This window comes from Cyclobacterium xiamenense, assembly GCF_042140265.1.
GTDB lineage: Bacteria > Bacteroidota > Bacteroidia > Cytophagales > Cyclobacteriaceae > Cyclobacterium > Cyclobacterium xiamenense_A.
This window is the reverse complement of the sequence record NZ_CP159481.1, coordinates 5,438,234-5,464,625: the sequence shown is the minus strand read 5'-3', so window position 1 is coordinate 5,464,625 and position 26,392 is coordinate 5,438,234. Positions and strand designations below refer to the sequence as shown.

Here is a 26,392-nt window from a genome sequence, read left to right as displayed (position 1 = left end):
TCATGTACGGAGGATTTTGGTATCATATCAGGCATGCCTTTGACCATAAAGACAATGGTCTCTACAAAATTATCGCCATCAATCTGATTGCCTTTTTGGTACTGATGGTGTTGCGGGTATTTCTTACCATCGGGGGAGCAGAGGATCTATACCGTTCCATCGTCTCTTTTTTTATGATGCCTGCCTCTTTGCCCAGATTTGTGACACAGCCCTGGACCTTGCTCACGTACATGTTTTTCCATGAAGGGTTTTTCCATATCCTATTCAACCTGTTGTTTTTGTATTGGTTTGGGTTGTTGGTACAGGAGTACCTGGGCAGCAGGAAGCTGGTAAACTTGTACATTCTGGGAGGTATTGCGGGAGGACTGCTGTACATGGTCCTGTACAATATCGCGCCCTACTTTAGTGATCGGGTGGACGGAGCCCTGATGCTCGGGGCCAGCGCCGGGGTGTATGCCATCGTGGTGGCTGCCGCCACGCTCCGCCCGGATACTCAATTTCACCTGCTGCTTCTTGGACCGGTAAAAATAAAATACATCGCTATTTTCTACGTGTTGATCGCATTTGCCAATTCCGCCGGATCGAATGCCGGTGGAGAGTTGGCCCACCTGGGCGGAGCAGCCCTTGGGTACCTGTATATCTTGCAACTTCAGAAGGGGGTGGATTTGGGTAAGCCCGTGCAGGCGGTTGGCCTGTTTTTTGAAAAATTGTTTTCACAAAAGCCGAAGGTGAAGGTGACCTATCGAAGGGGGAGCGAGAATGTAAGAACCAAAACCAAGGGGGGCACGGTGCCCAATACCTCGGCCAGTGCCGGCAGTAAGAGTACGCAGGAAGAAATCGACCGAATTCTGGACAAGATTGCAGAAAAAGGGTACGATAACCTGAGTAAGGAAGAAAAACGTAAACTATTTGATTTTAGCAACAAGGACGCCTGACCCGTGTCGGTTCACCGCTCGTATCCCAGTATTTTTTTGTATTGCGTCAGACCCTGATCGGTCAAAAAAGGCAGAACCATGGAAAAAACCAGCTTGCTATAGTATTGGTAGTGAAAAGAGTCCTGGCCAAATATGACCTGATTGTGAATGGGCCAATAATCGGAAAGCATGGTCATCTGATTGGCCAGGTTTTCGAAACTCCCCGGAAAATTCTCATTTTTGAAGATGTTTTCCTGACTCATTTTATGGAAAAGATGGATCAGTTGTGCCTTTCGTAGAGAAATGAGTTCAAAGTACCGGTCTTTTATGGCTTCGTGCCGGTTGATGATGGTTCCCAGGTCCATGAAGAAAAAGCGGTACTTTACCTGAATCCGGTAAGAAGCCAGGGTACTGGAATACAACTTCTCCAGGGAACCGCCGGTTTGATCAATCTCTGCTGCGGCTGCATCCGATTCGTTGCACAAGCGGTAAAAAATCCGGACGATCAAATCATCAAAATCCCGCACATCCCGGTACAAATCCGAAGGCCTGATTTGCAGTCGGTCTATCAATCGATCGAGATCTGTGCCGTGATAGCCTTGCTCGTTCAAAACAGGCAGCGATTTTTCTATGATGGCGGGAAGGTTCATTAATTCGCTTTATTTCGTATTTCAAAGTTAGAAAAAAGTAACTCATATCCTAATTATCCCTTTTGCAAATTACAAGTCAATTTTATTCGCCAGTTGCCCACAAGCCGCATCGATGTCCTGGCCCCGGGATTTTCGAACCTTGGCGATGATTCCGGATTCCTCCAATATCCGCAGATACATGCTTACCTTCTCTGGCGCAGCCTGTCGGAATTCCCCCTCATCGATGGGGTTATACTGAATGATATTCACTTTTGAGGGAATTTTTTTACAAAATTTCACCAATGCCCTCGCGTGGGTTTCGTCGTCATTGATCCCTTCCCAAATTACGTATTCAAAGGTCACTTTACGCTTGGTTTTGGAATACCAATAGGCCAATGCATCGGCAAGTTCTTCGACCGTGTTGTGCTCGTTGATGGGCATCAGTCGGGTCCGGGTTTCGTTGATCGCCGAATGCAGGGAAAGTGCCAGATTGAACCGAACCCCGTCATCGGCCAGCTTTCGAATCATTTTCGCAATGCCCACCGTCGAAAGAGTGATTCGCCTGGGCGAAATCCCCAGGCCCTCGGGAGCGCATATTCGCTCGATGGCAGCCAGTACATTTTGGTAGTTGAGTAAGGGCTCTCCCATTCCCATAAATACAATATTGGTCAGGGGCCGGTCAAAATACAACCGGGCCTCTTCCTGAATCGCCACTACCTGGTCATAAATCTCATCCGGATTCAGGTTACGCATTCGTTTCAACCGTGCCGTAGCACAGAAATTGCAGTCCAGGCTACAGCCTACCTGGGAAGAGACACAGGCAGTGATTCGTTTGGACGTGGGGATCAACACCGACTCCACAATTTGATTGTCGAACAACTTTACGGCATTTTTGATGGTTCCGTCGGTGCTGCGTTGCAGCTGATCCACCCGAATGTGGTTAATGGTGAAATTTTCTTTTAGATGTTCGCGGGTTGCCTTCGATAAATTGGTCATGTCATCGAAGTTTTTGAGGGATTTGTTCCACAACCACTCGTATACCTGTTTGGCCCGAAATTTCTTTTCACCTACTGTCTCAAAATACGTCTCCAATTCCGGAAGGCTTAATTTTCGAATGTCTTGCTTGTCTTGTTCCTGCATTTTTCAGTTTTTTCGGGAATGTAGTGAACAAAGCTTCCCTGTATCTTGGTTCCTGCATGGTGGCCCCTCTGCGCATCTATTTTGTTTCGTCGAATTGCCGGCGTTGTGGGAGCAGCGCTCCGGTTTCTTTCAGGTGCTGCATGAGCACCTGCTGCAGGGATTCTGCTTTATCGGGATGGCTCGTTGCCAGGTTTTTCGTCTCTCCGGGATCGGTTTCCAGGTTGTAGAGTTCGCTGGTCCCTGTCTCGTAAAAATGGATCAATTTCCAATTGTCTTTCCGAAGGGCAGATCCGGGTTTCCAGGCGCTGCCATGGTAATGAGGGTAATGCCAAAACAGTTCCTCCCGCTCAATTTGATCGTTGTAGCGGATCAATGGACTCAAATCCTTCCCATCACCTGCATCGTGTGGAATCTGGGCCAGGCTAAGGAGGGTGGGAAACACATCCATGCTAACGACCGGTGTCTCCGATACGCTGCCTTTTCGGGAAATACCCGGGCCCTGAACGATGAAGGGTACCCGGATGCCACCCTCGTAGCACCAGCCTTTGCCTGCCCGAAGCGGACCGTTGGCAGTGGGTGCTCCTTCCGTAAATAAGGTAGAAAGGCCTCCGTTATCGCTGGTGAAGACCACCCAGGTATTCTCAGAAACCCCAGTCTCCTCCAAAGCCCGAAGCAGCCTGCCCACATTTTCGTCCATGGCCGCTACCATGGAAGCATAGGCCGCATTGTCCTGAATCAGCTTGGTTTGGCCCGTTCCCTCTTGCCGGTAGGCTTGCTGCCCGGCTTCGGTTTCCAAATTTTCTTTTTTACGAAGGAAGTAGTCGTATTTGGTTGGCGCAGCCTGTATCGGCGTATGTACCGAGTAAAAGGACAGGTAAAGAAAAAACGGCTCCCCGCCCTGTTGCTGTATAAAGCGAATACTCTCCGATGTGAGCCGTTCGGTGAGGTACTCTCCGTCGGGTCCATCTTCCAATCGGGGATTCCCATACGGGGAGTAGTATCCATTTGCTTGGCCTTCTCTTAATTGGGGGGCGCCTACGCTCCACCCGCCGATATTTTGGTCAAACCCCTGGTATTCGGGCCAGTAGCGGGATTCTTCTCCCAGGTGCCACTTGCCCACAAAATAGGTTCGGTAACCGTTTTCTTTAAATTTTTCTGCAAGTGTGGTTTCCTCCAGCGGAAGTTCATGGCTAATTTCCGGAGTGGCCAGGGGCCAGGTTTCTTTGTTCCGACTAAAACCCGGGATCCAATCCGTAATCTGTACCCGATTGGGATGTTTTCCGGTCATTAGCGCGGCGCGGGTTGGGCTGCATACCGGATGCGCCGAATAGGCCTGAGAAAACCGCAGACCATTGGCAGCCATGCGATCGATGTTGGGGGTTTCGTAAAACGTCTCCGGGTAGTTGGCCCCGATATCCGCCCAGCCCAAATCGTCTACCAAAATCACGATTACGTTGGGTTTGGTTGGGTCTTTTTTCACACAGGAAAAAAAGAAAAGCAGGAAGGATACCGGTAGAAGGAGTTTCATGATGCCAAAACAGAACGATGGTACCCTGCAAAGATAGACAAATGCAAGAATACATGTGAATGGTCCCGCCGTATTTTCCCGACACGACGAAAGAGACGACTGCCAAAACGTCTGTAAAATAGCCAAAACCTGTTCGAAACCGGACATTTTTTCAGGGTTTTCTTCGAAAATCGGTTTGGTTGCATATTTGATCCCATCTGTAAAACAGGAAAAGAAAGTAACCAAAACCCGGAACACCATGGATTTTAAACAATTTACCATCAAGTCTCAGGAAGCCATACAAAAGGCCCTGGAGCTTTGCACGGCTGGACAGCAGCAATTGATCGAGCCTGCCCATTTGCTCAAGGGAATCATGCAGGAAGACAGCAACGTTACCGATTTTCTATTCAAAAAATTGGGCGTCAACAGTGGATTGGTTATGCAGAAGTTGGACGAACTAATCGGGCAGTTTCCCAAAGTGAGTGGACAACAACCGTACTTATCCAATGCCACCAATCAGGTGCTGGAAAAAGCCAAAGGATACCTGAAGACCTTTGGTGACGAGTACGTTGCGGTGGAGCACCTGGTGCTAGGTGTACTCGCCGGTACGGATAAGACGGCCCAACTCTTAAAGGATCAGGGCCTGAACGAAAAGAATCTCATCGAAGCCATTAAGGAACTAAGAAAAGGAAATAAAGTGACAGATCAGAACGCAGAATCAAAATACAGATCCTTGGAGCGGTACTCTAAGAATCTGAATGAACTTGCCAAAAAAGGCAAAATTGACCCGGTAATCGGCCGGGATGAGGAAATCAGGCGGGTGCTGCAAATACTTGCTCGCCGGACCAAAAACAATCCCATCCTCCTGGGAGAACCGGGCGTGGGGAAAACGGCCATCGTAGAAGGATTGGCGCAGCGCATCGTGAGCGGGGACGTGCCGGAAAACCTCAAGAGTAAAATTCTTATTTCCCTGGACATGGGATTACTCGTGGCAGGTGCCAAGTACAAGGGAGAGTTTGAAGAACGACTAAAGGCCGTCATCAAGGAAGTTACCGATTCGGAAGGGGAGATCATCTTGTTTATTGATGAGATTCACACGCTGATCGGAGCAGGCGGTGGCGGAGAAGGCGCCATGGATGCGGCCAATCTGCTAAAACCTGCGTTGGCCAGGGGAGAGTTGCATGCCATCGGGGCGACCACCCTCAAAGAGTATCAAAAATACATTGAAAAGGACAAAGCGCTCGAGCGCCGTTTCCAGCAGGTCATTGTCGATGAACCGGATGCCATGGATGCTATCTCCATCTTACGGGGTATCAAAGACAAGTACGAACTGCACCACGGGGTCCGGATAAAGGATGATGCCGTCATTGCGGCAGTGGAGCTTTCGCAGCGGTACATTTCCGATAGGTACCTTCCCGACAAGGCCATTGACCTCATGGACGAAGCGGCCGCCAAATTAAGAATGGAAATCGATTCCTTACCTCAGGAGTTGGACGAACTCAATCGCAGAATCATGCAATTGGAGATCGAACGGGAAGCCATCCGACGGGAAAAGAATAAGGATAAGGAGGCAGTCCTGAGTAAAGAACTGGCAGAACTTTCCGAAAAAAGACAGGGTATCAAGGCCAAGTGGGAAAGTGAAAAAGCGGTCATCCAGGGCATACAGCGCGAGAAGGAAAACATCGATAAATTCAAACTGGAAGCCGAACAGGCAGAACGTGCCGGAGATTTTGGTAAGGTGGCGGAGATCCGCTACGGAAAAATCGGCGAAAGCGAGAAGAAACTGGAGTCCTTTCAGCAGCAGCTAAAGGAGATGCAGGAGGGCTCGCCCTTGCTGAAGGAAGAGGTGGACCACGAAGACATCGCGGCGGTGGTCAGTAAATGGACGGGTATTCCCCTTTCCAAGATGATACAAAGTGAGCGCGAAAAGCTACTTCACCTGGAAGAGGAGTTGGGTAAGCGTGTGGCAGGACAGCGGGAAGCAATCGTAGCCCTTTCGGATGCCGTTCGACGCAGTCGGGCAGGCCTGCAGGACCCAAAACGCCCTATCGGTTCATTCATTTTCCTGGGTACCACCGGTGTGGGGAAAACCGAACTTGCGAAAGCGCTGGCCGAATACCTGTTTAGCGACGAAAACGCCATGGTCCGCATCGATATGTCGGAATACCAGGAACGGCATGCCGTGAGTCGCCTGGTGGGAGCACCTCCCGGATACGTAGGTTACGACGAGGGAGGTCAATTGACGGAAGCGGTTCGGCGAAAGCCCTACTCCGTGGTATTGCTGGATGAGATCGAAAAAGCCCATCCCGATGTGTTCAATATCCTGCTACAGGTACTGGACGATGGCCGGCTGACGGATAACAAAGGCAGGGTGGCCAATTTCAAAAACACGATCATCATCATGACGACCAATATAGGGTCTACTCTGATACAGGAACGCTTCGAAAACATGGAAGCATGGAACAAAGAACAGGTCATGGAACAGACCAAAGAAGAGGTTTTCAACTTGCTGAAAAAATCGGTACGGCCGGAATTTCTCAACCGAATCGATGAAACCATCATGTTTGAACCCCTTACCAAAGAAATCCTGCGAAAAATCGTGGATATCCAATGGAAAGAAGTACAAAAACGACTGGCGGAAGCTGGAATCGAATTGGAAGCCACACAGGAAGTGCTGGATTACCTGGGTGAGGTAGGTTTTGATCCCCAATACGGGGCCCGGCCACTAAAACGTACCATGCAACGCCTCGTTTTAAACGAGCTCTCCAAGCAAATTCTGAGCGGGTACATCAAAAACGACAGCGCCGTATTGGTGGACCTGGATGCAGACAAGCAGGTGTATTTCAAAAATGTGGACGAAGTAGGCGTGGAGTAACCCATAGAGGACGCCATGGGGGTAAGTACAGCGAGCAGCTGGCCGAGCATTTGGTCAGCTGCTTTTTTTATGCCCCGAAAGCGAGCTTCTTCCGAAAAATTCCCTGGGGTATGAAGTCAAAACGACTCGCGGTTGGTACCTTGTGGGCATGGATTACCAGCAATTAGTTGAGGAAGTATACCGGGAGGTCAACGAGCTGAATTTACGGGGCAAGGTAGCCGACTACATTCCCGAATTAGCAAAGGTATCGGGGGACCGGTTTGGCATGGCCCTGATCACGCTGAAAGGGGAGGTTTACGGAATTGGCGACTATCAGGAGCCCTTTTCCATTCAGAGTATTTCCAAGGTATTCACCTTGACAATGGTTTTTCATGTTTTTCGGAGCAAACTATGGTCCCGCGTCAACGTGGAACCAAGCGGCAACCCCTTCAATTCCATTGCACAATTGGAGTACGAAAAGGGTATCCCCCGTAACCCCTTTTTGAATGCCGGAGCCTTGGTGATCACCGATGCCCTGACGAGCAAATTTGACGAGCCGGTCCGTTGCATTCGCGAGTTTATTGACGAGCTGGCAGGGCAGCATTGCGTACGTATAAACGAGGAAGTGATGCGTTCCGAACTGCGGCATGCGGAGCGGAATACGGCCATGGCCTATTTTTTAAAGGCCTACCAAAACTTTGACAACGACATACAGGAAGTGATCCGCACCTACGTTTCTCAGTGTTCCATCGAGATGAGCTGCGAGGAACTGGCCAAAGCGTTTTCCTACCTTGCCAACGACGGGTATTCCCTGTTTGCAAAAAGGGAAATCCTAAACGAAAGCCAATCCCGCCGGGTCAATGCCCTGATGCTTACTTGCGGCTTCTACGACGAATCCGGAGAGTTTGCTTTTCGTGTGGGCCTGCCCGGAAAAAGCGGCGTGGGAGGCGGGGTGGCTGCGGTACTACCGGGAAAATTCAGCATTGCCGTCTGGTCTCCTGAGTTAAACGAAAAGGGGAATTCGGTAAAGGCGATCAAGGCACTCGAGCTCCTCACAGACAAACTGAAGGTTTCGCTGTTTTAGACCAGGTTGACAGTTCGCCACATGGCTTTTGATGTGGCGGCCAGCGCCGGTTCATTGTCCATGGCGTTTAGTTTTGCATTGAACGGTTCCGCACGTACCGGGCCATCGTAGCCAATATTAACGAGGGCCTGCATAAAGCCCTTCAGGTCGATCAAACCACTGTCTCCGGGGAGTTGGCGTTCACCGTCGATTTGTTCGATGATGCTTCTTCCGGCGGTGGCGTCGTTAAGGTCGCAGGTCACGATTTGATCATTGGTTAGTTTTTCCAGATCGGCGACGCTTTCGCTGGAGGTGTACCAGTGAAAACTATCCAACTGTACCCCAACATTTGGACGCCCGATGTCTTCAATGAGGTCCTGAACCTCTTTCAGTGTCCCTACAAAAGGGTATCGGTTGATAATTTTTAGGTTTTTTGTACCTACGTACTCGAAACCCAGCTTCAGCCCTTCTTCTCCGAGTATTTGGGCAGCGCGGCCGAGGCGCTGACTGTGTTGCTTCAGGTTTTCCAGGTAAGGCAATTCGTTGTGGCTAGGCATGATCCAGGTATTCACCCGGCTGACTCCCGCCTCCCGCAGCCGAACGGCTATTTTGGGTAATTCTTTAATCCCGGCATCGTAGGTAGCCTTGTCTTTGCGGAAATCCACGGGCAGTCCGGCCGAATCCCAAGTCAGTTGCTGCGCTGCCTTTCTGGCCAAAAACGCATCCAACTGGCCCGGTGACATTTCCATTAGCTGTGAGGGAACGGGCAGGATGGCTTCAAATTTATGCGCCACGGCTTTGTCAATCATTTCTTCCTGATTGATTTGTACCCCGATGGCGTAGGGGTTCAGGCTTATACGGAATTTACGTTGGCGAAAATCCGGAGCCGCCTGGCTCAGGTAGGGAGCAGCCGCCAATCCCAGGCCGAGGGCCCCACCGCGCTGAATAAATGTTCTTCGGTTCATTGGATGTTTGCTAATAGTTGTAACAAATTAGGATAGGATTTCCCGGATGACATGGCCTTCCACATCCGTTAGACGGAAAGGCCGGCCCTGAAAGTCAAAGGTAAACTGCTCGTGGTCAAATCCCAAAAGTTGCAGGATGGTTGCGTGAATATCGTGTACGGAGACAGTGTCTTCTACTCCGGAAAACCCAAATCCATCCGTGAGCCCGTGTGCCGCCCCTTTCTTAATGCCGCCTCCAGCCATCCACATGGTGAAGGCATCGACGTGGTGATCCCTGCCCTTGTAACTCTGGGTTTTCCCTTCCCGGTTTTCCTGCATGGGCGTGCGGCCAAACTCGCCTCCCCATACCACCAGCGTTTGGTCCAGCAAGCCTCGCTGCTTCAAATCGGTCAGCAGGGCGGTGATGGGGCGGTCGATTTCCCGGCACTTGTCTTTCATGCCCAGATCGATGGCGGTACTCTCACCGGTGCCGTGTGCATCCCAGCCCCAATCGTAAAGCTGCACAAACCGAACCCCTTTTTCGACCATCTTGCGTGCAAGCAGGCAGTTGTTGGCAAAAGACTCCTTTCCCGGCTGGGTGCCGTAGAGTTGGTGGATGTATTCCGGTTCTTCGTTGATATTCATTACCTCCGGCACCTCGATTTGCATGCGAAAAGCCATTTCATACTGGTTGATTCTGGCAAGAATTTCCGGATCGGCGTAGGTCTGGAAGTCGACCTCGTTGATCCCGTTGATGGCGTCAAGCATTTTTCGTTTTAGGCTTCGGGACATGCCTTTCGGATCTTCAATGTACAAAACCGGATCTCCTTGCGAGCGGCACTGTACCCCTTGATAGACGGAAGGTAGAAAACCACTTCCCCAGACGCTTTTTCCAGCATCGGGTGTTTTGCCCCCCGAGGTAAGAACCACAAATCCTGGCAGGTTTTGGTTTTCAGACCCCAGTCCGTAGGTTACCCAGGAACCGATGCTCGGCCTGCCCAGGCGGGGGCTACCCGTTTGCATAAACAGTTGGGCAGGCCCATGATTGAACTGATCGGTATGAACCGCTTTCAGGAAGGCCACTTCGTCCACTACCTGCTTGAAGTGGGGCAGGTAATCGGACACCCAGTTGCCCGACTCGCCGCACTGCTCAAAGTTGGCCTGTGGACCCAGTAAATTGGGCCGGCCACGGATAAAGGCAAACTTCCTCCCTTGCAGCAGGGATTCCGGACACTCCTTGTTGTGTAGCCGTGCCAGTTCGGGTTTGTAATCAAACATTTCCAACTGAGAAGGGGCACCCGCCATGTGCAGGTAGATCACCGATTGTACCTTTGGGGTAAAGGGAGGCGCTGTGGCAGAAAGGGGGTTGAGATCCCGCTCGGATAGTTGCATGCGCCGGGGTTCCGGGGCCTGGCAGCCGCCGATAAGCGATCCCAACGCCAGCCCACCCATGCCGCTTACACAGCTTTGGATGAAATGCCTGCGGGTTTGGGTCTGCAATTCTCTTTCCAGTTTCTCTGCCAGTAATTTTTTGATAATGTCCATGTCAGGATTTGGTTAGGAATTCATCCAGATTCAATAGTGCGTTAGCCACCACCGCCAGTGCCGCCAGTTCCGGGTCTTTCTCAGCTTTTGGGGCGAACTGTAGCCAGTCCTCCATGGCTTGCGAATCCTGCGCAAAATCTTCCTCCGCAAACTGCTGCAATTCCCGCAGGTAGCGGTGTTTCTCTGCACTGATGGGCTGCAGCAGGAGTTTTTCATAGGCCCAGGAGATGGGGTCTTCATCCCCTGACTGCTGCATGCGCAGCGCCAGTTGGTAGGAGGCTTCTTGATATACCGGGTCGTTTAAGGTCACCAGGGCCTGCAAAGGTGTATTCGTTACTGTTCGGTCGATGGTGCATACCTCCCGGCTTCCTGCATCAAAACTGATAAAGGACGGGTAGGGGCTGGTGCGCTTTAAAAAGGTGTATACGGCCCGTCGGTACCGATCTTCGCCCTCGCTGGTTTTCCAGGATTCTCCGTTGTAGACGGTCTGCCAGACATTGTCGGGCTGTGGAGGCATGACGGGTTTGCCGTACATCTTGTTGCTCAGAAGACCTGTTGCTGCGAGTGCCTGATCCCGGATCTGTTCTGCACTGAGTCGGAATCTCGGTCCCCGGGCGTACCATTGGTTATTTGGGTCCTTCTGGTGCAGCAAGGCAGAAGAGATGGAAGACTGTCGGTAGGTACCGGATAGCACCAGGTCTTTGATAAACGGTTTCAATTTCCAGTCATGGTCTTCCATCAGCCGAACCGCCATCCAGTCCAGTAGTTCCTGGTGGCTTGGAGGATCGGATTGGGTACCCATGTCTTCCAAGGTGCTTACCAGTCCCCGTCCAAATAATTGCGCCCATATTCGGTTGGCAAGGGTGCGTGCCGTAAGGGGGTTTTCTTTGCTGGTTAGCCAATAGGCCAGACCCAGGCGGTTTTTCGGCCATGCGGGATCCCAGCTGTTGAGCACGGTCGGTACATTTGGTGCCACTTCCTCGCCTTTGAGCATCCAATTGCCCCGTTCGAATACATGGCTTGTCCGCTTCATGTAATCCGGGTTTTCGATCATAATCGGAACGGAAGGGGTATTCGTATTAAGAAGTGCCAGGAAATCCCGGTCCGTTTCTGCGTGACCGGGTTGGTTTTTTCCGGGTAATTCCGGGAAAAAAGCCAGCCAGTTGATGGCCGATGTGGTTTGCTGGGGACCAAGCCGCCGGTTTTCCATGTGAAAATACAGGTCTACTTTTTCGCTAACCTCTTTGATGGGAAAGCGTCGGATAACCCTACCTTCCGTTTTATCCAGGGTGAACCGGGCAAGAATTTCTCCCTGGGGCCCGTCCCTACGAATGGTCAGCAGGTTTCCTTCGTTGGCAGTCCAATAGTTTAGGTAGATGTAGGGCGATCCGCCCGTGTAAATTCCCCGAAAATAACAGGAGCCCTGGTCCCAGAGTCCCAGCCATTTGGTATCTATCAATTCCCCGTTTTCGAAATCCTCTGCCAAATGTGCATGATACTTGGGCTCTTGGTAATGCAGGATGGCCGCTATTTCTTTTTCCAGTCCCTTGCTACCATGACGGGAAGCCCAGTCCTTTATCGCTTCGACCCGGATACTGTCTTCGTCGGTGTAGAATTTTAATTTGGGCTCCTCTCCGTGGGTGTCTTCATCCCGGCTATTATTGAAGAAGGCCATAAGCTGGAAGTAGTTTTCATGGGTAAACGGATCGTAGGGGTGGCTGTGGCATTGCACACAGGCGATGGTGGTACTTTGCCATACGTCAAAAGTCGTGTTGACCCGGTCGAGCACAGCGGCGACCCGAAACTCCTCGTCCTGCGTGCCTCCCTCGTCATTGTTCATCGTATTGCGATGAAAGGCAGTGGCCGTTAGCTGGTCAAGGTCCGGATCGGGCAATAAATCTCCGGCAAGCTGTTCTACCGTAAATTGATCAAAGGGCATGTCGGCATTTAGGGCTTTGATGACCCAGTCGCGGTAGGCCCATATTTCCCGGCTGACGTCCCGTTCGTAGCCCTTGGTATCGGCGTAGCGTGCCAGGTCCAGCCACCAGGAAGCCCACTTTTCTCCATACGCCGGGCTTTCCAATAGGGCATCCACCAGCTCCTCGTAGCTAAGTTCGTTGGATTTCCACCGGTTTACAAGTTCCCCGGAGGGCGGAAGCCCGGTAAGGTCCAGACTCAATCGGCGAAGGAGCACTAGCTTATCCGCTTCGGGAGAAGGCGCCAACTCCTGTCGGGTCAATCCCCTGGCAATAAACCGGTCGATGTCGTTTTGCAGAAAGGCGGGTGCGGACTCGGTGAAAAGGCCTGCCTGTACAGGCGTTTCGGGAGGTGTCGGTTTTGTCGGGGTTTCGTAGGCCCAGTGTTTGCCCCAGGGTGCCCCCTGTGCGACCCAGGCGGTGAGGATTTCGATTTCCTCATCGGAAAGGGGGGCTTTCTGATAAGGCATGCGTATTTCCGGATCGTCTGCCGTAAGGCGCTTGATAAATTCGCTGGCACTGGCGTCGCCGGGGATGATGGCCGGATGTCCGGACTCGGTGACGGACAGGGCTTCCTCTTCAAAAAGCAGGCTGAAGCCCCCGTTTTTTTTCACGCCTCCGTGGCAGGAAATGCAGTGTTGGTTCAGGATGGGTTTTACCTGTGTACTAAAGTCAATTTCCTTTTCCTGAGTCAGGGAATAGAAAAGCACCCCTGCGAACAGGATACTGGTCGTTCCAATAAGAAAGCCGCGCTTTTTCATGGGTTTTCAAGCAGAAATTCAACGCTGAAAATTAGCCAGAAAAGCCTGTAATCGCAAGGTGTTGCGATAGGTCTACGGAGATTTACAGGTTTTTTGGTAGGATGGACCTTCGGGAGGTAGCGAATTTCCGCATTCTCTGATACACTCGTCATGGAAAATCAAATTCAGATGGCATGAAATATGAAAAATTGCTTGGTTTGTGTCAATAATCCAGCACGATTTGATTCATTATTGAAATTTGTTGATCGCTTTTGCCCGGTGCGTGGTGCCGGATAGGTCGTCTCTCGCTCTCTGTATACGGGCTTCGGCCGGTTTTGATTGGGGGATTACTCGTGAGGGGAGCTGCCTCTAAGGCCCGGTAGTTAAACGTATCCCTGATTTTTTGATTGATCCGGTTGGGCCAGCGTATAAATCTGCCAACAATACTGGAAATTCCTGGAGGCTTTTGTCGGTCAGTTGCCGGATCTCATTTCGGACCGGTTTGAAAAGAAGGGGTAGGCACTACTGCCGCAGTACCTGAGTCCGACATTGGTTAATTGCCGCTGAATGTCACTGAGATTATTTTGACTCTGTCGACAGTATTCAGGATTATTGCCTTCAGATTCCTGTTATTTTCGTTCAGGCAATTTTTTTAGCAGGGTGACCGCAGCAGTATAGGTGCTCGTTAGTTGATTTTAAAGCAAGTAGGAACAAATTTCTTCGGAGAATACCGATTTTTTTGCTGTCGGGCACAGAAGCCCGGTAAAGTTTTTGGTTTGGTTCTAATCTTCTCATAGAGACATTTGACCACAGTAGGTACCCCTTGGGTAGGGCAGGTTTATCGGGTAGTTTTGCAGCCTGAAAAGAAATCGAAGAAAACGCCACCTTATTGGAAAATGGAATTTATAGTTAAGCAACCACCTGGTGAACACCGCTTATTACCGACGTTTTTTTTCGATTTTTTTTAAAAGTTCCAACTGTGCAGCCTGACTATCCATTAATGATTGTATTTGTTCTTCAATGATAAGGTCAATTTTCTGATTTAGTGCGTTTATCTCTAACTCTGCCTTTAGATTAATAAGGTAGTCGTTCTCTGCCCGTTTTCTATCTTTTTCTTCTTGCCGGTTTTGACTCATCATGATTACAGGGGCTTGTAAGGCAGCAATACAAGAGAGAATAAGGTTCATCAATATGAAGGGGTAGGGGTCAAAGATGCTCTGTACCGGAGACAGGCTGTTAAAAAGTATCCAAGCCGCCAGAAGTAGAAAGAACGAGATGATAAACGACCAGCTGCCCCCAAACTTTGCCACATTATCGGAGATGCTCTCCCCTTTTGTTAGCATTTCCTTTGGAGGGTTCAGCAAGTTGGTAGTGATCAGTTTTTCATCTTCGATGGCTTTTTTCACGATGTCCTGAAGCTTCTTGATTTGAGCCGTTTTCGCTGTGAGTAGGTTGTCGATTTCTTTTTCCATGTTCGTTTTTTTTTGAATTTACGGTAGTGGTTGTTTCAATGCATCTCAAAATTTTTGCTTGCTGACAGGTAAGACAAGAGGGGCAGGGTTGCCAGCAGCTGTTTTCTACCAAAGATAGTGTTTCTAGCAAAGAGTTTCAGAGCATGGCGGCAGGAAATAAGCTTTCGTTTTCTGACCGGAAAACTGAACCGAAGGGTGGTATTCTTCCGCCGTGCGGCACACCTATCCGTCGCTAAATCTATTTCACGCGAAAAAGACTTTGGGCACCGACATATCGGCCCTCGATAACCATCAGGTAGTATCCTGGAAGTACACCGCTTATGTCCAATTGGGTAACAGATTGCCTGACTTCCCGAGACATGATTTTCTCACCATCGAGCGTGTAGATGTGTACGTGATCTACTTCCTCAGGCTGCAAAGCCCCAATGGAGACGCTTAGCGTTCCGGAAGCCGCAGGGTTAGGGAAAATGACAAATTCTTTGGCTGAGCTTTTCGATGGGCTTACCGTCTTTGTCTTTTCGAAAGAAAAGCTATCCACATCGAAAAGGTATCCCGAAGCAGCACCCTTAAAAACCAGGAAGAGGGTCTGATCGCCCAGGAAGACGGTTCCGTCGCTGTAGCTTTCCGGTTCGGTCACCATGATGTCGAAGGGCGCAAATTTTCTCCACCCACCGGTAGTGGAAATTTCAGCCCTTGCGATAAGGGTACCGCTTGGGCTACCGGTCCTGAATTCGATGGTACCACCGGCGGTATTGCTGGAAGCGATGATCTGCCCGGTCAGCGGGCCTCGACCGAAAGCCACCTGATCAAACCGGATGTAGTCTCCGTCGTTGATATAGCCAACGGCTTTGCCCAGGTTGCTGGGCTGTATTCCACGTTGACCGGAAAAATCCAGGGCCTGAATACCGGCATACGGATCAAATGAAGTGGACGGCTCCTGAACGGTTATCGTGCAAACTGCGAAAACCGAACCGTCGCTAAAACTCGTAGCGGTGACCGTGACTTCCCCCGGTGCAGTCGCAGTGAATTCTCCCGTAATGTAGTCGACGCTTGTACCATCGCTTGCGGTAAAGGCAACAAATTGATTCGTAGTGTTCGTCGGAGAAAAAAGGACTTCGAGGTCGATGGTTTCACCGACCGTCAAGGGCTGGGAGGGACAATTCATAAAGCTCAACTCCTCCACTATCACGTCAGCGCTTTCAAAAGAAAAGCTATCCACATCGAGCAGGTATTCCGAAGCAGCACCCTTAAAAACCAGGAAGAGGGTTTGATCGCCCAGGAAGACGGTTCCGTCGCTGTAGCTTTCCGGTTCGGTCACCATGATGTCGAAGGGCGCAAATTTTCTCCACCCACCGGTAGTGGAAATTTCAGCCCTAGCGATAAGGGTACCGCTTGGGCTACCGGTCCTGAATTCGATGGTACCACCGGCGGTATTGCTGGAAGCGATGATCTGCCCGGTCAGCGGGCCTCGACCGAAAGCCACCTGATCAAACCGGATGTAGTCTCCGTCGTTGATATAGCCAACGGCTTTGCCCAGGTTGCTGGGCTGTATTCCACGTTGACCGGAAAAATCCAGGGCCTGAATACCGGCATACGGATCAAATGAAGTGGACGGCTCCTGAACGGTTATCGTGCAAACTGCGAAAACCGAACCGTCGCTAAAACTCGTAGCGGTGACCGTGACTTCCCCCGGTGCAGTCGCAGTGAATTCTCCCGTAATGTAGTCGACGCTTGTACCATCGCTTGCGGTAAAGGCAACAAATTGATTCGTAGTGTTCGTCGGAGAAAAAAGGACTTCGAGGTCGATGGTTTCACCGACCGTCAAGGGCTGGGAGGGACAATTCATAAAGCTCAACTCCTCCACTATCACGTCGGCGCTTTCGAAAGAAAAGCTATCCACATCGAGCAGGTATCCCGAAGCAGCACCCTTAAAAACCAGGAAGAGGGTTTGATCGCCCAGGAAGAAGGTTCCGTCGCTGTAGCTTTCCGGTTCGGTCACCATGATGTCAAAGGGCGCAAATTTTCTCCACCCACCGGTAGTGGAAATTTCAGCCCTAGCGATAAGGGTACCGCTTGGGCTACCGGTCCTGAATTCGATGGTACCACCGGCGGTATTGCTGGAAGCGATGATCTGTCCGGTCAGCGGGCCTCGACCGAAAGCCACCTGATCAAACCGGATGTAGTCTCCGTCGTTGATATACCCGACGGCTTTGCCCAGGTTGCTGGGCTGTATTCCACGTTGACCGGAAAAATCCACGGCCTGAATACCGGCATACGGATCAAATGAAGTGAATGCCTCCTGAATCATGGGTTTGGAAGCTTCAGGTTCGGCTTTGAAAGGCGCAGACCGATTCCAATCGGAAGCTGTTTCTGTGAAACGTAAATCGTGCGCCGTCTCACCATTCGTTATCAATGTGCTAAAAAAATCACCGGCATTTGGTGTTCGACTTTCTATCTCACCCGGTATGTCGGAATTAAATCTAAAGGGGTCATGCGGTATGCCCTTTACGTTACCCGATACCACAAGCAATAGAATGTGTAATTGGAGAAGTACGGCTTTTCGCATTTTTAAACTATTTAAATTGCGATTAATAGTAATTAATTTGTTTTTCATCCAAATATAAGGCAAAATAGTCGAAGAAAAAAGAGGGTTTTTTCTTGGACATTTTTCAAATTCGGAAGCTGGGTAACGCCATCCAGCAAAGGAAGCGTTCGTGCTGTCTCTTTCTCAATACATCCCGCCTTACCCCAGCATTCACTGTTTTTCCACCTGCCAGGCATAATTACCAGCACCCTCATGCCTGACTACTGATATTTCTGAGCGCCAAAGGTTTCGGCAAAGTGCCGATGTTAGGGAAGGTGGATTCAGGGTAGTTGTTTTCTACGGCACCTTCCGTTGGTTTCAGCGTGAACAAGATTGTGTATAGCTTTATTGACCAAACCGGTCGTTACGAATTGATAGCAGAATGGAGTAGATTGCGGATCCATGAACGGTAGGCGGCAGTGTCCGAACCGATGCTCGCGTAAAACAGGTCTGAAAATTGCCCAACCCTTGCGGCTAATCCACCACTTTCGCCAGCTGCCACCAGGCTGACCAAACCGTGCATGGATTATCAGTCATCGTTGCTAAGCTCCTTGTTGATCGCGAAAACCCAGCCCGCGGATGTGACCGTCGCTTTCCGGGGGTATATAACCGGCTTCTCCCCTTGCCTCAGAACAAATGGACTGCGATCGTCTAAATGAACCAGAAGTGAAGAAGACTACGGTCAGTTGAGTGATTTATCAGGCTGTGAAGGAGGGGTACCGACCTGAATGGGTGTATCGGCCTGTGTTTTGCAACGTACAGAAAGAAACCAGCTTGCATTCACTCTCAAATCCCCAATGTCAGTTGGTCTTTGACCTTGTGGTACCGTAAAGCCGCTTTGATGCATTCTTTAAGCTCCAGTACCGGAATTGGTTGGTTCAACCGAAACACAATGGCCCGGTTATCCTCGTATTGGAAGGTATCGTTAAATACCAGTCGAAAGGTGTCCACCAGACGGCTTGTGCATTGAAAATACAGCGCATAGTGTTCCGGTGCTTTTGCTTTCCAATCCATTCGGATGGTACTGCCATTTTTTGTCAGGAAGCTTGGTTCTCCCCATTTTAACGTCTCTTCAAGTTGGTCTACCCCTTCGGTTTCTTCGGCTGTTTCGATAACCAATTTCCGTAAAAAAGTCATTTTATCCCGAACGGCCTCGGGATATCGGGCGAATCGCTCCTTTACCTTAGGGTTTGTTTTCCGCGCTAGCTTTCCCATGGGCTGTTTTTTGGTTGCTGGAGGGTAGACGTAAAACTGCCTATTGAATGGCTTTTTTTTTGTAACCCTTTCAATGCCGTTAATCGGTTCCGTTCGGTTCAGCGGTTGGAACGCGTTGCCGGTCAACGATCATCAGTGTAAAGGTAGCGAATAAATCACATTTTTACCCGGTTATTACTCAGGGAAGAATGGGGGTTGATTGGTTTATTGCTTCAAGGTAATAACCACGACCCCGTTTCTCCCTTTCTCTCCGTATTTTTTAAGTGCAGCTGGTCCTTTTAGGACCGAAACGCTTTCGATAGAATCCGGATGTATGGCATCCAGATTTTCGACTATTTTTTCTTTTCCATCTTCGAACAGGAGAAAGAGTGGGTTATCCTTGCCTGTATTGCTATCCACGATGCGGATGGATTGGTTTTTATTGGCGGTTTGGTTGGAACCGTATCCGATTACGTTTATGGCTCCTTCCCGCGACCTGGCCTTATCCAGCTCCTGCTGTTGCGCCTCGTTTAGTTCATTTTTAATGGCCACGAGTGTGGAAAGCTGCAGTTTTTTCAGTTGATTTTCCAGGGCCAGTACCCGGTCCATTTGCTTTTCAACTGCACCCATATTGACTTTGGTGTTTTCCATCAGGGCTTTTAACTCGGAGGTCGCTTCTTCCAGGTCCCACTTAAGGGTGCTGAATTCGCCTGCATTTTTGCTATGGATTTCCTTTATTTTCTTGGCCTGTTGATCGGTGAGATCAATTTTATCGCGATGGCTCATGACCAGCTCTGCCGCATACAGGTGATTTTGAAACAAGTCCTGGGCATGCGAGAAATTACCCAGTAGGAGCAGAAGCAATACGAATACGGTTTTCATAGGATACATTGGTTGCGTTAAAATTCAGTTAAAAGGGATGCGGTAGGAGATTCCCAGATATCCATGGAAGTGGTCGTTGTCACGACAATGATTGGATCCTGTTCCTCGTTCTTTTCCAGGGAAATAACCAATACATCCTGGACAAGCGTGATTTCCTCCCTGCTGTTTTCTATATAGAAAAAACCGATAAGAATGGAAGCTGCTATCCCTAAAATGGCCAGCTTGCTTTTTTTTATTCCTTTGCGTGGTTCTGGAAATTCCGGAATCGGTAGCTGTTGCTCCTGCCTTTTGTAGGAGGCGAAGAAGTCTTCCAGCACGGCATCCGTAAATTCATTGGCTTTCTTCATGTTCTCGTTGTTTTAGTATCAAACACTTTAGCTTTTTCTTTCCGCGATCGTAATGGGTACGGGCTGTTCCCAGGCTGACCTGCATGATACGGGCTGCTTTTTCCAGGCTAAGGCCATGGTAGAAAACCAACAGTAGTACCTCCTTTTGTCTCTCGGGAAGCAATTGTATAAGTGCTTCGTGAGAAACCTGCTCCTGCTGTTCTGCTGCTTGGTCTTCTATTTCAATGATCTCCGGTAGCGAATTTTCAGCGGGGTGTTTTCGCATCCATTCCAGGGAGGTGTATCGGATGACAGAGAATAACCAGGTTTTTGCTGCCGATTGGTGGTGGAAAGTTGCCTTCCCTTCCAGTATTTTGAGGTAAACATGTTGCAGAACATCACCGGCCATTTCCCCGTCAAAGCCGCAGCATTGCCTTGCCCATAGAAACGCATCCTTATGGAGGGATTTTACGAGTGTTTCAAGTTGGCTTCTTGTCATGGTTGCCTATTGGTGTCATTTTGGAGCCGGTCATATGACCCAAAGGGAGAAATATGCTGAAAAATAGGCGAATTTTTTTTACCGATTAGGCAATCGCATGCCAGGATCGGGGTTTTTAGCGATTATTCAGCATTTCCCGGCCTGACCACCACTTTCCCCTGATGCTTCCCTACTCCGAAATAGGCAATAAGTCTTGGAATATTTTCGAATGGATAGGGCCCGTCCACCTGCATCTTTATTCTCTTCTGACTGACCAGACCCAGAAAATAACCCACCTGTTTATTGGGTTTTAAGCTCAGGATGTGTCGTTTTTTTACGGAAAACAGGTTCCGTATTTTACCAAGAGGAGCAGTTGCATCAAACTGCCTGGTTTGCCGCCGATTGATAGGTACCTCCCCTACGGCCGCAGCGCCCTTACGTAAGACCAGGGGTATAGCGGTATTGGTTAGTCTTGCAATCCAGGAGTAGCGCGCAGGTATCCCCTGTTTTGGTGAAATTGGTTTTTTTGAAATCGATGAGATGATCAAACCCGATTGACTTCATGCGTTCAAGTTTTTTTTCGGAATCAACTCCAGTAACCACACAATCTTCCAGCCTGGCCCCTTGAACAGCCAGGTTGCCTACTCCTCCGACTCCGCCATTGATTCGGATTTTCTTTCCCTTGTTAATTTTCCCAGGTCCTGGAGCCCTTGCGCGGCAAGACCCAATGCATGGGGAATTTCCCTGGCTTCTTCGAAAGAAAGGCCGACCGGTTTTTTTAGCAGGGCATTTGCATCAACGGAGACGTATTTTGCTAAGGTTCCAAAGCCATGCTCCGAAATATCCCCGAACACAGTCCCTCCAGCCGTAAATGTTGTCACACCTGATGCGACAGATTGCATAATTCCAGCCAATTCCATTCCGGGAATTTCCACTTTGGGTAAAAGCCAGTCAAAAAGCGGTCGGTACAGGTAGGGTTTGCCTCGTACCGGGCTCCAATCGGAATTGTTGATGGCCGTAGCTATTACCCGAACCAATACCTGGCCCGCTCTGGGTGCCGGGGTAGGTACGGTTGTGATTTCAAGCGCTTCTTTTGGCGATCCGTGTTTCACAAACCGGGCTGCTTTCATCGTGTCGGAATTCTCTGCGCGGCTCAACATTACAAGTAACTATACATATCCGCAATCCACCTAAAAGTATTTTTGTTTTTTTCAGTTCCTTTTGTATTTTTAAAGGTGCTTGTTTTTCAAGGTCTTAGGTCCTCTTGAAAACAGCTAGCAGAGACCAGACAACAAAAAAATATTCATATGATCTATGTACTGATTGGGATGAGTTTGTTTTTCATTTCCATCGCGTTTATTGTCACGGAAAAAAATGCGCGATACCTTTCTTTCGGGGTACAATACGATGAGCGAAGAGGATAGGAAAAAAGTAGACATCCAGGCGTATGTACCGTACTTCCGAAACTTTCATCTTTTTCTTGGCATATCGTTTTTGATAGGTGGGATCGCTCTGTACTTTTTTGTCAGCGAAAATGCAGGCGGTGTGTTTTTAGCGTTTTATCCGATCATCGCTTATATCTATTTCACCGCCACAAGTTCCCGCTTTTCAAAAGGACAAAGCAAAAAATGGAATAAAGTTGCGGTAGGTATCCTGGGAGCAAGCCTACTCCTTGTTATGGGGCTGTTGGCTGCTGGGTTTAAAGAAAACAAACTAGTCGTGGATTCAACAAGCGTCTCTTTCAACGGAAGTTACGGGGAGAAGCTGGGGATCGAAGAAATTCAAACGGTCCGATTGGTAAACCAATTGCCCCCTATTGCTTTGAAGAAAAATGGCTTTGCTCTCGGAACCATCAATAAAGGGTATTTTGGGACCAAAGATGGAGAAACAGTGAAACTGATACTTAATTCGGATAACAAGCCGATTATACTGGTAACAAAAACCAACGGAAAAAAAATATATTATTCGGCAAAAGATCAATCGAACGTAGAAATCGTGGAGGAGATGAAGCAAAAACTACCCACCCTTTCGTACGAAAAATAGCCCGTGATCGGCCCCATTTCACGGCTTGCTGTTCGTAGAAAGTCAGGGGGCTTTTGCATGGGAACAGGATGCTTGTATCAGGGTCTCTTCATGAAAATCAGGGAAGGCCCTCCTTCCATCCACCAACTACGCTTGGGCTATACATACATACAGGGTCTGAGGGGAGGGATCGGACCGGTCGATTTCGCTGAAATAAAATCCCGATCAAAAATCAAATGGCCGTGAAGGACTTCCCGGGAGTTGGCTTTTTCCTGAGCTTGATTTTGTAGTCCATGAGGTGAAATGCCCGAAACATCAACTGTCCCTTTCCCTTCGGAACCGTTTCACGGAGGTCAAGGTAAGGCGTTTTTGCCGGGATTTATCCCCTAAAGAAATTCAGGTGGAATGCTTACTTGAGGAAGCGCTGACTATCCTTTGGGGTTGGAAACGGTAATTTGCCCGAATCGGCATGCAGTCCCTATATGGAGGAATTACGAACGAAGGCAAAGCGGTAATCCGCTCAAAACAAACCAAACGGAACGATGGAAGGAGTTGCTATAATTAAAAATTGGCTGAAAAACGTTGCTTTTTTGAACGAAGAAGATTGTTCCTTCTTTGAAGCGCAGGTACGGGTAAAACGCTACGATGCCAAAGACTTTTTTTTAACGGAGGGGAAAATCTGTCAGGAAATCGGGTTTGTCAATCGAGGCTGTTTCAGAACCTATTACCTCTTGGACGGGAAGGAAATCAACACGCATTTTACCTTTGAAAATGAATTTGTCACAGATTACGATAGCTCCCTGCACGGAAAACCGAGTCGCTATTTCATTCAGGCATTGGAAGCGGCTGAGATCGTCACCTTCCACGTGAGTGCCCTGCAGCACGCGTACGATCAGTCCCAAAACTGGGAGCGCTTTGGGCGATTGATGGCAGAAAAGTCCTACAGCTTGACTACCCAGCGGGTGGAGAGCTTTTTATTTTTGGACGGGAAGCAACGGTACCTCCAGCTACTAAAAAATCAACCACATATTTTCAACCGAATTCCCTTGTACCATATTGCTTCTTATCTAGGCCTGGAACGTGAGAGCTTGAGCCGTTTGCGAAAAAAAGTTTCAGACGGATGAGGATTGTAACATGTATCAATTTTTTCGTCCACTTACCTTTGGAAGTTTGCAGTGAATGAGGACATGTTTCACCAAAAACTGTAAAAAAATGAAAAAGGCACTCCTTTTTATGGGAGCGATTCTGACAATGCTAGCGGCAAATTGCGGCGCCCCAAAACAGGTAGTCGTACCGCTAAACGACTCCATCCACCTGGACGATCATGCGTGCACCCTTATGTGGAACGGCATTAGCAAAGCGTATCGCAGCGAAAATGACGCATGGAAACGGGTCGAACCGTATGATTACCGGTTTAATGTGGTACGAAAGCGGTACGAGGGTCTGTGGAAATCGGTAAGAACAAGATACCGTATTCACCCCGAATACGACGACAAAGCCGGAGACAGAAACCAGACAATGAACGTTGAAATAATGTACGGGGAACCTGTTGATGGGAAGGTGCATGCCAGGATCAATTCATCGCTTGGAAGCGGCAGCGGGACACCTGATCCAACGTTTCGAAACGCTGTGCCATCATTGCCTGTACCGAATCCAAAAAAAGGAATACTTTACACGAAGTTAAAGATTCCGCAGCAAAACAAGTACGAAGCGGGGCTGCTCACCGAAACGGTTGAACTCATCCATGAAAAGAACGGTCGGGAGATACCGTTTATGACAAACGAAGAATCCGCTTATATCTTTAGCAAAAGCAAGCTTGATCAGGCACCCATCATCGTTAACCACTAAAAAGTCATGACCACAGAAGCCAAAAAAATAAGTGGGTACATATTACTTTCTGTTCCTACCATCGTGTACGGGGGGTATTTTCTACTCACTGTTCTAAGCGGACAACAAGCGCAATTGGACCTGACCGAGTTTCAAAAATCAATGTTTCGGGCCGGCCACGCCCATGCCGGAGTATTGGTAATCTTTTCGCTATTGGTGCAGTTTCTGGCAGATCAGGCTACCTTATCGACGGTTTGGAAATGGATTGCCCGCCTGTCGTTTCCGGTCTCCGCGATAGCCATTAGTATGGGGTTTTTTGCTGCGGCCATCGGCAGGCGACTAACCGAACCGAACGAACTGATTTTTATTTTGTACATTGGTGTTGCTCTATTGACCTTGGGGACAGTGTCCCTGGGCTTCGGCCTGATTCGGCAGAGAAAGCGAACCGACTAAGTCCAAAATGGTAGCCAATTTTGCAACACCGTGTTTCCTTCGGTGTAGGGCAAATCACAGAGATATGTCTTACCGGTGAAGGTATAATGCACACGTAACACAACTCCACGAAATAGAAAAAAGATGAGACCCTTGCTGCTAATTGTATCGATTGCACTTGCCTGCCAAACACAAAACAAAGAAGACCGGCAAAAAACAAGCATGGACCGTGCGGAACCTGTACAGGAGAAACTATTCATCGAATTAGGCGGTGAAGAACAATATGTGGAAATGACAGGAAGTTCAAGTGATTTACCGGTTTTGCTTTTTCTGCACGGAGGTCCCGGCTGGCCGCAAACACCCCATTTGCGGTATTTCAATGCCGACCTGGCTAGGGATATGATCGTAGTTTCCTGGGATCAGGCGGGCTGCGGCCAATCCTACCTGCGCAACCCCAACCCTGAAAAACTCAGTACGGAAAGCCTCATCAACGATGCGCACGAACTGACCCAATACCTTAAGGAGAGATTTTCTACCGAAAAAATATTCCTCCTGGGATTTTCGTACGGAAGCGTGATTGGACTACAGCTAGCTGAGAAGTATCCGGGTGATTACCATGCGTATATCGGTGTTTCCCAGATAATCAATACGCAGGATAATTGGGATCGGTCCATGCAATGGATAAAAGAACAAGCAGTATCTCGAGAGGATACCGCTGCCCTCCGCCAGATAAAACGAATTGAGGAGAGGGATCCCTCGGTATGTAAAACGGATCAGCAATGCTTCATGAGTAAGTACGAGTTATTGGTGAAATACAATGGAACGATTTACAAAGAGGAGATAGCAAATGAAATTGCGAAGGCAGAAAGTTATTATCCCGACTACAAGGAATACGATTGGTTTGAGGCATACAATTATACCTCGTCTCGGTTAGGAGGGAAGCAGTTTTACACCGACCTGTCTTCCATCCAATCCCTGGATATTCCGGTGTATTTCATGGCCGGCAGGCACGACTGGAACCTGCCGGGCAGCGTAGCAGAAGCTTATCTGGAGACTTTGACAGCTGAGGAAAAAGCCTTTATCTGGTTTGAGAATTCGGGGCACGAGCCACCTGAAGAGGAACCGGAAGAATTTAATCGAATCATCAGTGAAATAGTCAAAGAAAAAAGCAGTTAAGCCCTCCGGTTTTGCAATGGCAATCGATACGGGTTTGATTTGCGTTAGTACATTGCCTACCACAGGCAGACGGAATAATCGAGCAGCTTAGCTGCCATGGATTTCTACACCATCCGAGCAAGCAGGCAATGCAAACATGACCTGTTTTTGCCTCCTTTTCCATTCCCTCTGCCGGGCGTTGACTCGGTGCTAGCAAAAGAAATTGCGTTATTCAATTCGGGGGGAGAGCCTAGCGGCTGGCACGCTACCTGTTTGAAGGGTCGCTGTTGAACAACGAGATCAAACGCCCGGATGGGCCAATGTGGCAGTTTTGGCTCCAGCTAACCGGGAAAGTGCCGGTACTCCTGGCTGTTGCGAAAAAAGCCAACCAAAATCAGGCGAAAGGAGTGAGGGTGGTTGAAGGCACGAACGAGGTCTGGGAACAGTGCCGAAGAAATGCTATGCAGGAAACGGTTGTATCGGGTTACAAGGGCCTGGGCGTTGATTCCTGGGACGCGAACGCCGATTCATGGAACGTAAATCAGAAGGTCGGGAAAACCAGGTGTGAGCAGCGAAGCCTGAACCCAAACAAGCTTTTCTACGTTTGTGCAGGAGCATTATCGGAGCAATTAGGATCGGAGGAAGGCGCTTTTTAGCTGGCCAATCGAATCCGGAATGATCATTTATGGACTCAGTTGAGCGCATGGG

The 26,392-nt window shown here is 49.3% G+C and carries 24 protein-coding genes; 9 read left to right on the top strand and 15 right to left on the bottom strand.

What is annotated here, in order from left to right:
- The first annotated feature begins 2 nt into the window (after positions 1 to 2).
- The gene (locus ABWH99_RS22420) at positions 3 to 935 is read left to right on the top strand and encodes a rhomboid family intramembrane serine protease (RefSeq protein ID WP_375584001.1); all 933 of its coding nucleotides are present in this window, start codon (positions 3 to 5) and stop codon (positions 933 to 935) included.
- A gap of 11 nt (positions 936 to 946) precedes the next feature.
- On the opposite strand, the gene ABWH99_RS22415 is transcribed toward ABWH99_RS22420, so the two are convergent.
- From ABWH99_RS22415 to ABWH99_RS22405, 3 genes are all read right to left on the bottom strand, one after another.
- On the bottom strand, positions 947 to 1,564 hold the full coding sequence (locus ABWH99_RS22415) for a TetR/AcrR family transcriptional regulator (protein WP_375584000.1): 618 nt from the start codon (positions 1,562 to 1,564) through the stop codon (positions 947 to 949).
- 69 nt (positions 1,565 to 1,633) lie between these two features.
- Positions 1,634 to 2,683, bottom strand: coding sequence for a 23S rRNA (adenine(2503)-C(2))-methyltransferase RlmN (gene rlmN / locus ABWH99_RS22410; RefSeq protein ID WP_375583999.1), 1,050 nt, complete (start codon positions 2,681 to 2,683; stop codon positions 1,634 to 1,636).
- Between the two features lie 76 nt (positions 2,684 to 2,759).
- The gene (locus ABWH99_RS22405) at positions 2,760 to 4,211 is read right to left on the bottom strand and encodes a sulfatase (protein WP_375583998.1); all 1,452 of its coding nucleotides are present in this window, start codon (positions 4,209 to 4,211) and stop codon (positions 2,760 to 2,762) included.
- A gap of 238 nt (positions 4,212 to 4,449) precedes the next feature.
- Between ABWH99_RS22405 and clpB the strand changes: the two genes are divergently transcribed.
- Together clpB and ABWH99_RS22395 are read left to right on the top strand one after the other, a co-directional pair.
- Positions 4,450 to 7,065, top strand: a complete 2,616-nt coding sequence (gene clpB / locus ABWH99_RS22400) for an ATP-dependent chaperone ClpB (protein WP_375583997.1) — start codon at positions 4,450 to 4,452, stop codon at positions 7,063 to 7,065.
- A gap of 148 nt (positions 7,066 to 7,213) precedes the next feature.
- On the top strand, positions 7,214 to 8,128 hold the full coding sequence (locus ABWH99_RS22395; protein ID WP_375583996.1) for a glutaminase: 915 nt from the start codon (positions 7,214 to 7,216) through the stop codon (positions 8,126 to 8,128).
- Here ABWH99_RS22395 and ABWH99_RS22390 read toward each other — a convergent pair.
- The 12 genes from ABWH99_RS22390 to ABWH99_RS22335 form a co-directional block, all read right to left on the bottom strand.
- The gene (locus tag ABWH99_RS22390) at positions 8,125 to 9,072 is read right to left on the bottom strand and encodes a sugar phosphate isomerase/epimerase family protein (RefSeq protein WP_375583995.1); all 948 of its coding nucleotides are present in this window, start codon (positions 9,070 to 9,072) and stop codon (positions 8,125 to 8,127) included. The two genes, ABWH99_RS22395 and ABWH99_RS22390, sit on opposite strands and share 4 nt — an antisense overlap.
- Positions 9,073 to 9,099: 27 nt before the next feature.
- Positions 9,100 to 10,596, bottom strand: a complete 1,497-nt coding sequence (locus ABWH99_RS22385; RefSeq protein ID WP_375583994.1) for a DUF1501 domain-containing protein — start codon at positions 10,594 to 10,596, stop codon at positions 9,100 to 9,102.
- A gap of 1 nt (position 10,597) precedes the next feature.
- Entirely contained in the window at positions 10,598 to 13,333 is a 2,736-nt protein-coding gene (locus ABWH99_RS22380) for a PSD1 and planctomycete cytochrome C domain-containing protein (protein WP_375583993.1), read from the bottom strand.
- A gap of 917 nt (positions 13,334 to 14,250) precedes the next feature.
- Positions 14,251 to 14,784 (bottom strand): DUF1003 domain-containing protein, encoded by a 534-nt coding sequence (locus ABWH99_RS22375; protein WP_375583992.1) that lies wholly within the window; start codon positions 14,782 to 14,784, stop codon positions 14,251 to 14,253.
- A 238-nt stretch (positions 14,785 to 15,022) separates the two neighbouring features.
- Positions 15,023 to 17,350, bottom strand: coding sequence for a carbohydrate-binding protein (locus tag ABWH99_RS22370; protein WP_375583991.1), 2,328 nt, complete (start codon positions 17,348 to 17,350; stop codon positions 15,023 to 15,025).
- 804 nt (positions 17,351 to 18,154) lie between these two features.
- Entirely contained in the window at positions 18,155 to 18,583 is a 429-nt protein-coding gene (locus ABWH99_RS22365; RefSeq protein WP_375583990.1) for a DUF1801 domain-containing protein, read from the bottom strand.
- A gap of 204 nt (positions 18,584 to 18,787) precedes the next feature.
- Entirely contained in the window at positions 18,788 to 19,444 is a 657-nt protein-coding gene (locus tag ABWH99_RS22360; protein ID WP_375583989.1) for a periplasmic heavy metal sensor, read from the bottom strand.
- A gap of 17 nt (positions 19,445 to 19,461) precedes the next feature.
- Positions 19,462 to 19,791: a hypothetical protein gene (locus ABWH99_RS22355; protein ID WP_375583988.1), complete on the bottom strand. Its 330-nt coding sequence runs from the start codon at positions 19,789 to 19,791 to the stop codon at positions 19,462 to 19,464.
- Entirely contained in the window at positions 19,775 to 20,269 is a 495-nt protein-coding gene (locus ABWH99_RS22350) for an RNA polymerase sigma factor (RefSeq protein WP_375583987.1), read from the bottom strand. Before ABWH99_RS22350 ends, ABWH99_RS22355 begins: the two co-directional genes overlap by 17 nt.
- Positions 20,270 to 20,391: 122 nt before the next feature.
- The gene (locus tag ABWH99_RS22345; protein WP_375583986.1) at positions 20,392 to 20,544 is read right to left on the bottom strand and encodes a hypothetical protein; all 153 of its coding nucleotides are present in this window, start codon (positions 20,542 to 20,544) and stop codon (positions 20,392 to 20,394) included.
- A gap of 139 nt (positions 20,545 to 20,683) precedes the next feature.
- A complete protein-coding gene (locus ABWH99_RS22340) occupies positions 20,684 to 20,812 on the bottom strand; it encodes a hypothetical protein (protein WP_375583985.1) in 129 nt (42 codons plus the stop codon).
- Positions 20,813 to 20,889: 77 nt separating this feature from the next.
- The gene (locus tag ABWH99_RS22335; RefSeq protein ID WP_375583984.1) at positions 20,890 to 21,378 is read right to left on the bottom strand and encodes an alcohol dehydrogenase catalytic domain-containing protein; all 489 of its coding nucleotides are present in this window, start codon (positions 21,376 to 21,378) and stop codon (positions 20,890 to 20,892) included.
- A 244-nt stretch (positions 21,379 to 21,622) separates the two neighbouring features.
- Here ABWH99_RS22335 and ABWH99_RS22330 point away from each other — a divergent pair, with 244 nt between their 5' ends.
- The 6 genes from ABWH99_RS22330 (at position 21,623) to ABWH99_RS22305 (ending at position 26,340) form a co-directional block, all read left to right on the top strand.
- A complete protein-coding gene (locus ABWH99_RS22330) occupies positions 21,623 to 22,291 on the top strand; it encodes a DUF3784 domain-containing protein (RefSeq protein WP_375583983.1) in 669 nt (222 codons plus the stop codon).
- Between the two features lie 569 nt (positions 22,292 to 22,860).
- Positions 22,861 to 23,394, top strand: a complete 534-nt coding sequence (locus ABWH99_RS22325; RefSeq protein ID WP_375583982.1) for a Crp/Fnr family transcriptional regulator — start codon at positions 22,861 to 22,863, stop codon at positions 23,392 to 23,394.
- An 88-nt stretch (positions 23,395 to 23,482) separates the two neighbouring features.
- On the top strand, positions 23,483 to 24,118 hold the full coding sequence (locus ABWH99_RS22320) for a hypothetical protein (protein ID WP_375583981.1): 636 nt from the start codon (positions 23,483 to 23,485) through the stop codon (positions 24,116 to 24,118).
- Positions 24,119 to 24,124: 6 nt separating this feature from the next.
- Positions 24,125 to 24,550, top strand: coding sequence for a hypothetical protein (locus ABWH99_RS22315; protein WP_375583980.1), 426 nt, complete (start codon positions 24,125 to 24,127; stop codon positions 24,548 to 24,550).
- A gap of 123 nt (positions 24,551 to 24,673) precedes the next feature.
- Positions 24,674 to 25,705: an alpha/beta fold hydrolase gene (locus ABWH99_RS22310; protein ID WP_375583979.1), complete on the top strand. Its 1,032-nt coding sequence runs from the start codon at positions 24,674 to 24,676 to the stop codon at positions 25,703 to 25,705.
- A 299-nt stretch (positions 25,706 to 26,004) separates the two neighbouring features.
- Complete coding sequence (locus tag ABWH99_RS22305; protein ID WP_375583978.1) at positions 26,005 to 26,340, top strand: hypothetical protein; 336 nt, start codon at positions 26,005 to 26,007, stop codon at positions 26,338 to 26,340.
- Positions 26,341 to 26,392 lie beyond the last annotated feature (52 nt).

Coding starts and splice junctions, on each gene's coding strand:
- ABWH99_RS22355 (WP_375583988.1), bottom strand. CDS start 19,791: ATGAAGAAAGCCAATGAATTTACGGATGCCGTGCTGGAAGACTTCTTC.
- ABWH99_RS22310 (WP_375583979.1), top strand. CDS start 24,674: ATGAGACCCTTGCTGCTAATTGTATCGATTGCACTTGCCTGCCAAACA.
- ABWH99_RS22365 (WP_375583990.1), bottom strand. CDS start 18,583: ATGGGAAAGCTAGCGCGGAAAACAAACCCTAAGGTAAAGGAGCGATTC.
- ABWH99_RS22415 (WP_375584000.1), bottom strand. CDS start 1,564: ATGAACCTTCCCGCCATCATAGAAAAATCGCTGCCTGTTTTGAACGAG.
- ABWH99_RS22375 (WP_375583992.1), bottom strand. CDS start 14,784: ATGGAAAAAGAAATCGACAACCTACTCACAGCGAAAACGGCTCAAATC.
- ABWH99_RS22420 (WP_375584001.1), top strand. CDS start 3: ATGTACGGAGGATTTTGGTATCATATCAGGCATGCCTTTGACCATAAA.
- ABWH99_RS22385 (WP_375583994.1), bottom strand. CDS start 10,596: ATGGACATTATCAAAAAATTACTGGCAGAGAAACTGGAAAGAGAATTG.
- ABWH99_RS22335 (WP_375583984.1), bottom strand. CDS start 21,378: ATGAAAGCAGCCCGGTTTGTGAAACACGGATCGCCAAAAGAAGCGCTT.
- ABWH99_RS22330 (WP_375583983.1), top strand. CDS start 21,623: ATGCGCGATACCTTTCTTTCGGGGTACAATACGATGAGCGAAGAGGAT.
- ABWH99_RS22395 (WP_375583996.1), top strand. CDS start 7,214: ATGGATTACCAGCAATTAGTTGAGGAAGTATACCGGGAGGTCAACGAG.
- clpB (WP_375583997.1), top strand. CDS start 4,450: ATGGATTTTAAACAATTTACCATCAAGTCTCAGGAAGCCATACAAAAG.
- ABWH99_RS22305 (WP_375583978.1), top strand. CDS start 26,005: ATGTGGCAGTTTTGGCTCCAGCTAACCGGGAAAGTGCCGGTACTCCTG.
- ABWH99_RS22390 (WP_375583995.1), bottom strand. CDS start 9,072: ATGAACCGAAGAACATTTATTCAGCGCGGTGGGGCCCTCGGCCTGGGA.
- rlmN (WP_375583999.1), bottom strand. CDS start 2,683: ATGCAGGAACAAGACAAGCAAGACATTCGAAAATTAAGCCTTCCGGAA.
- ABWH99_RS22320 (WP_375583981.1), top strand. CDS start 23,483: ATGAAAAAGGCACTCCTTTTTATGGGAGCGATTCTGACAATGCTAGCG.
- ABWH99_RS22370 (WP_375583991.1), bottom strand. CDS start 17,350: ATGCGAAAAGCCGTACTTCTCCAATTACACATTCTATTGCTTGTGGTA.
- ABWH99_RS22380 (WP_375583993.1), bottom strand. CDS start 13,333: ATGAAAAAGCGCGGCTTTCTTATTGGAACGACCAGTATCCTGTTCGCA.
- ABWH99_RS22350 (WP_375583987.1), bottom strand. CDS start 20,269: ATGACAAGAAGCCAACTTGAAACACTCGTAAAATCCCTCCATAAGGAT.
- ABWH99_RS22315 (WP_375583980.1), top strand. CDS start 24,125: ATGACCACAGAAGCCAAAAAAATAAGTGGGTACATATTACTTTCTGTT.
- ABWH99_RS22405 (WP_375583998.1), bottom strand. CDS start 4,211: ATGAAACTCCTTCTACCGGTATCCTTCCTGCTTTTCTTTTTTTCCTGT.
- ABWH99_RS22340 (WP_375583985.1), bottom strand. CDS start 20,812: ATGAAGTCAATCGGGTTTGATCATCTCATCGATTTCAAAAAAACCAAT.
- ABWH99_RS22360 (WP_375583989.1), bottom strand. CDS start 19,444: ATGAAAACCGTATTCGTATTGCTTCTGCTCCTACTGGGTAATTTCTCG.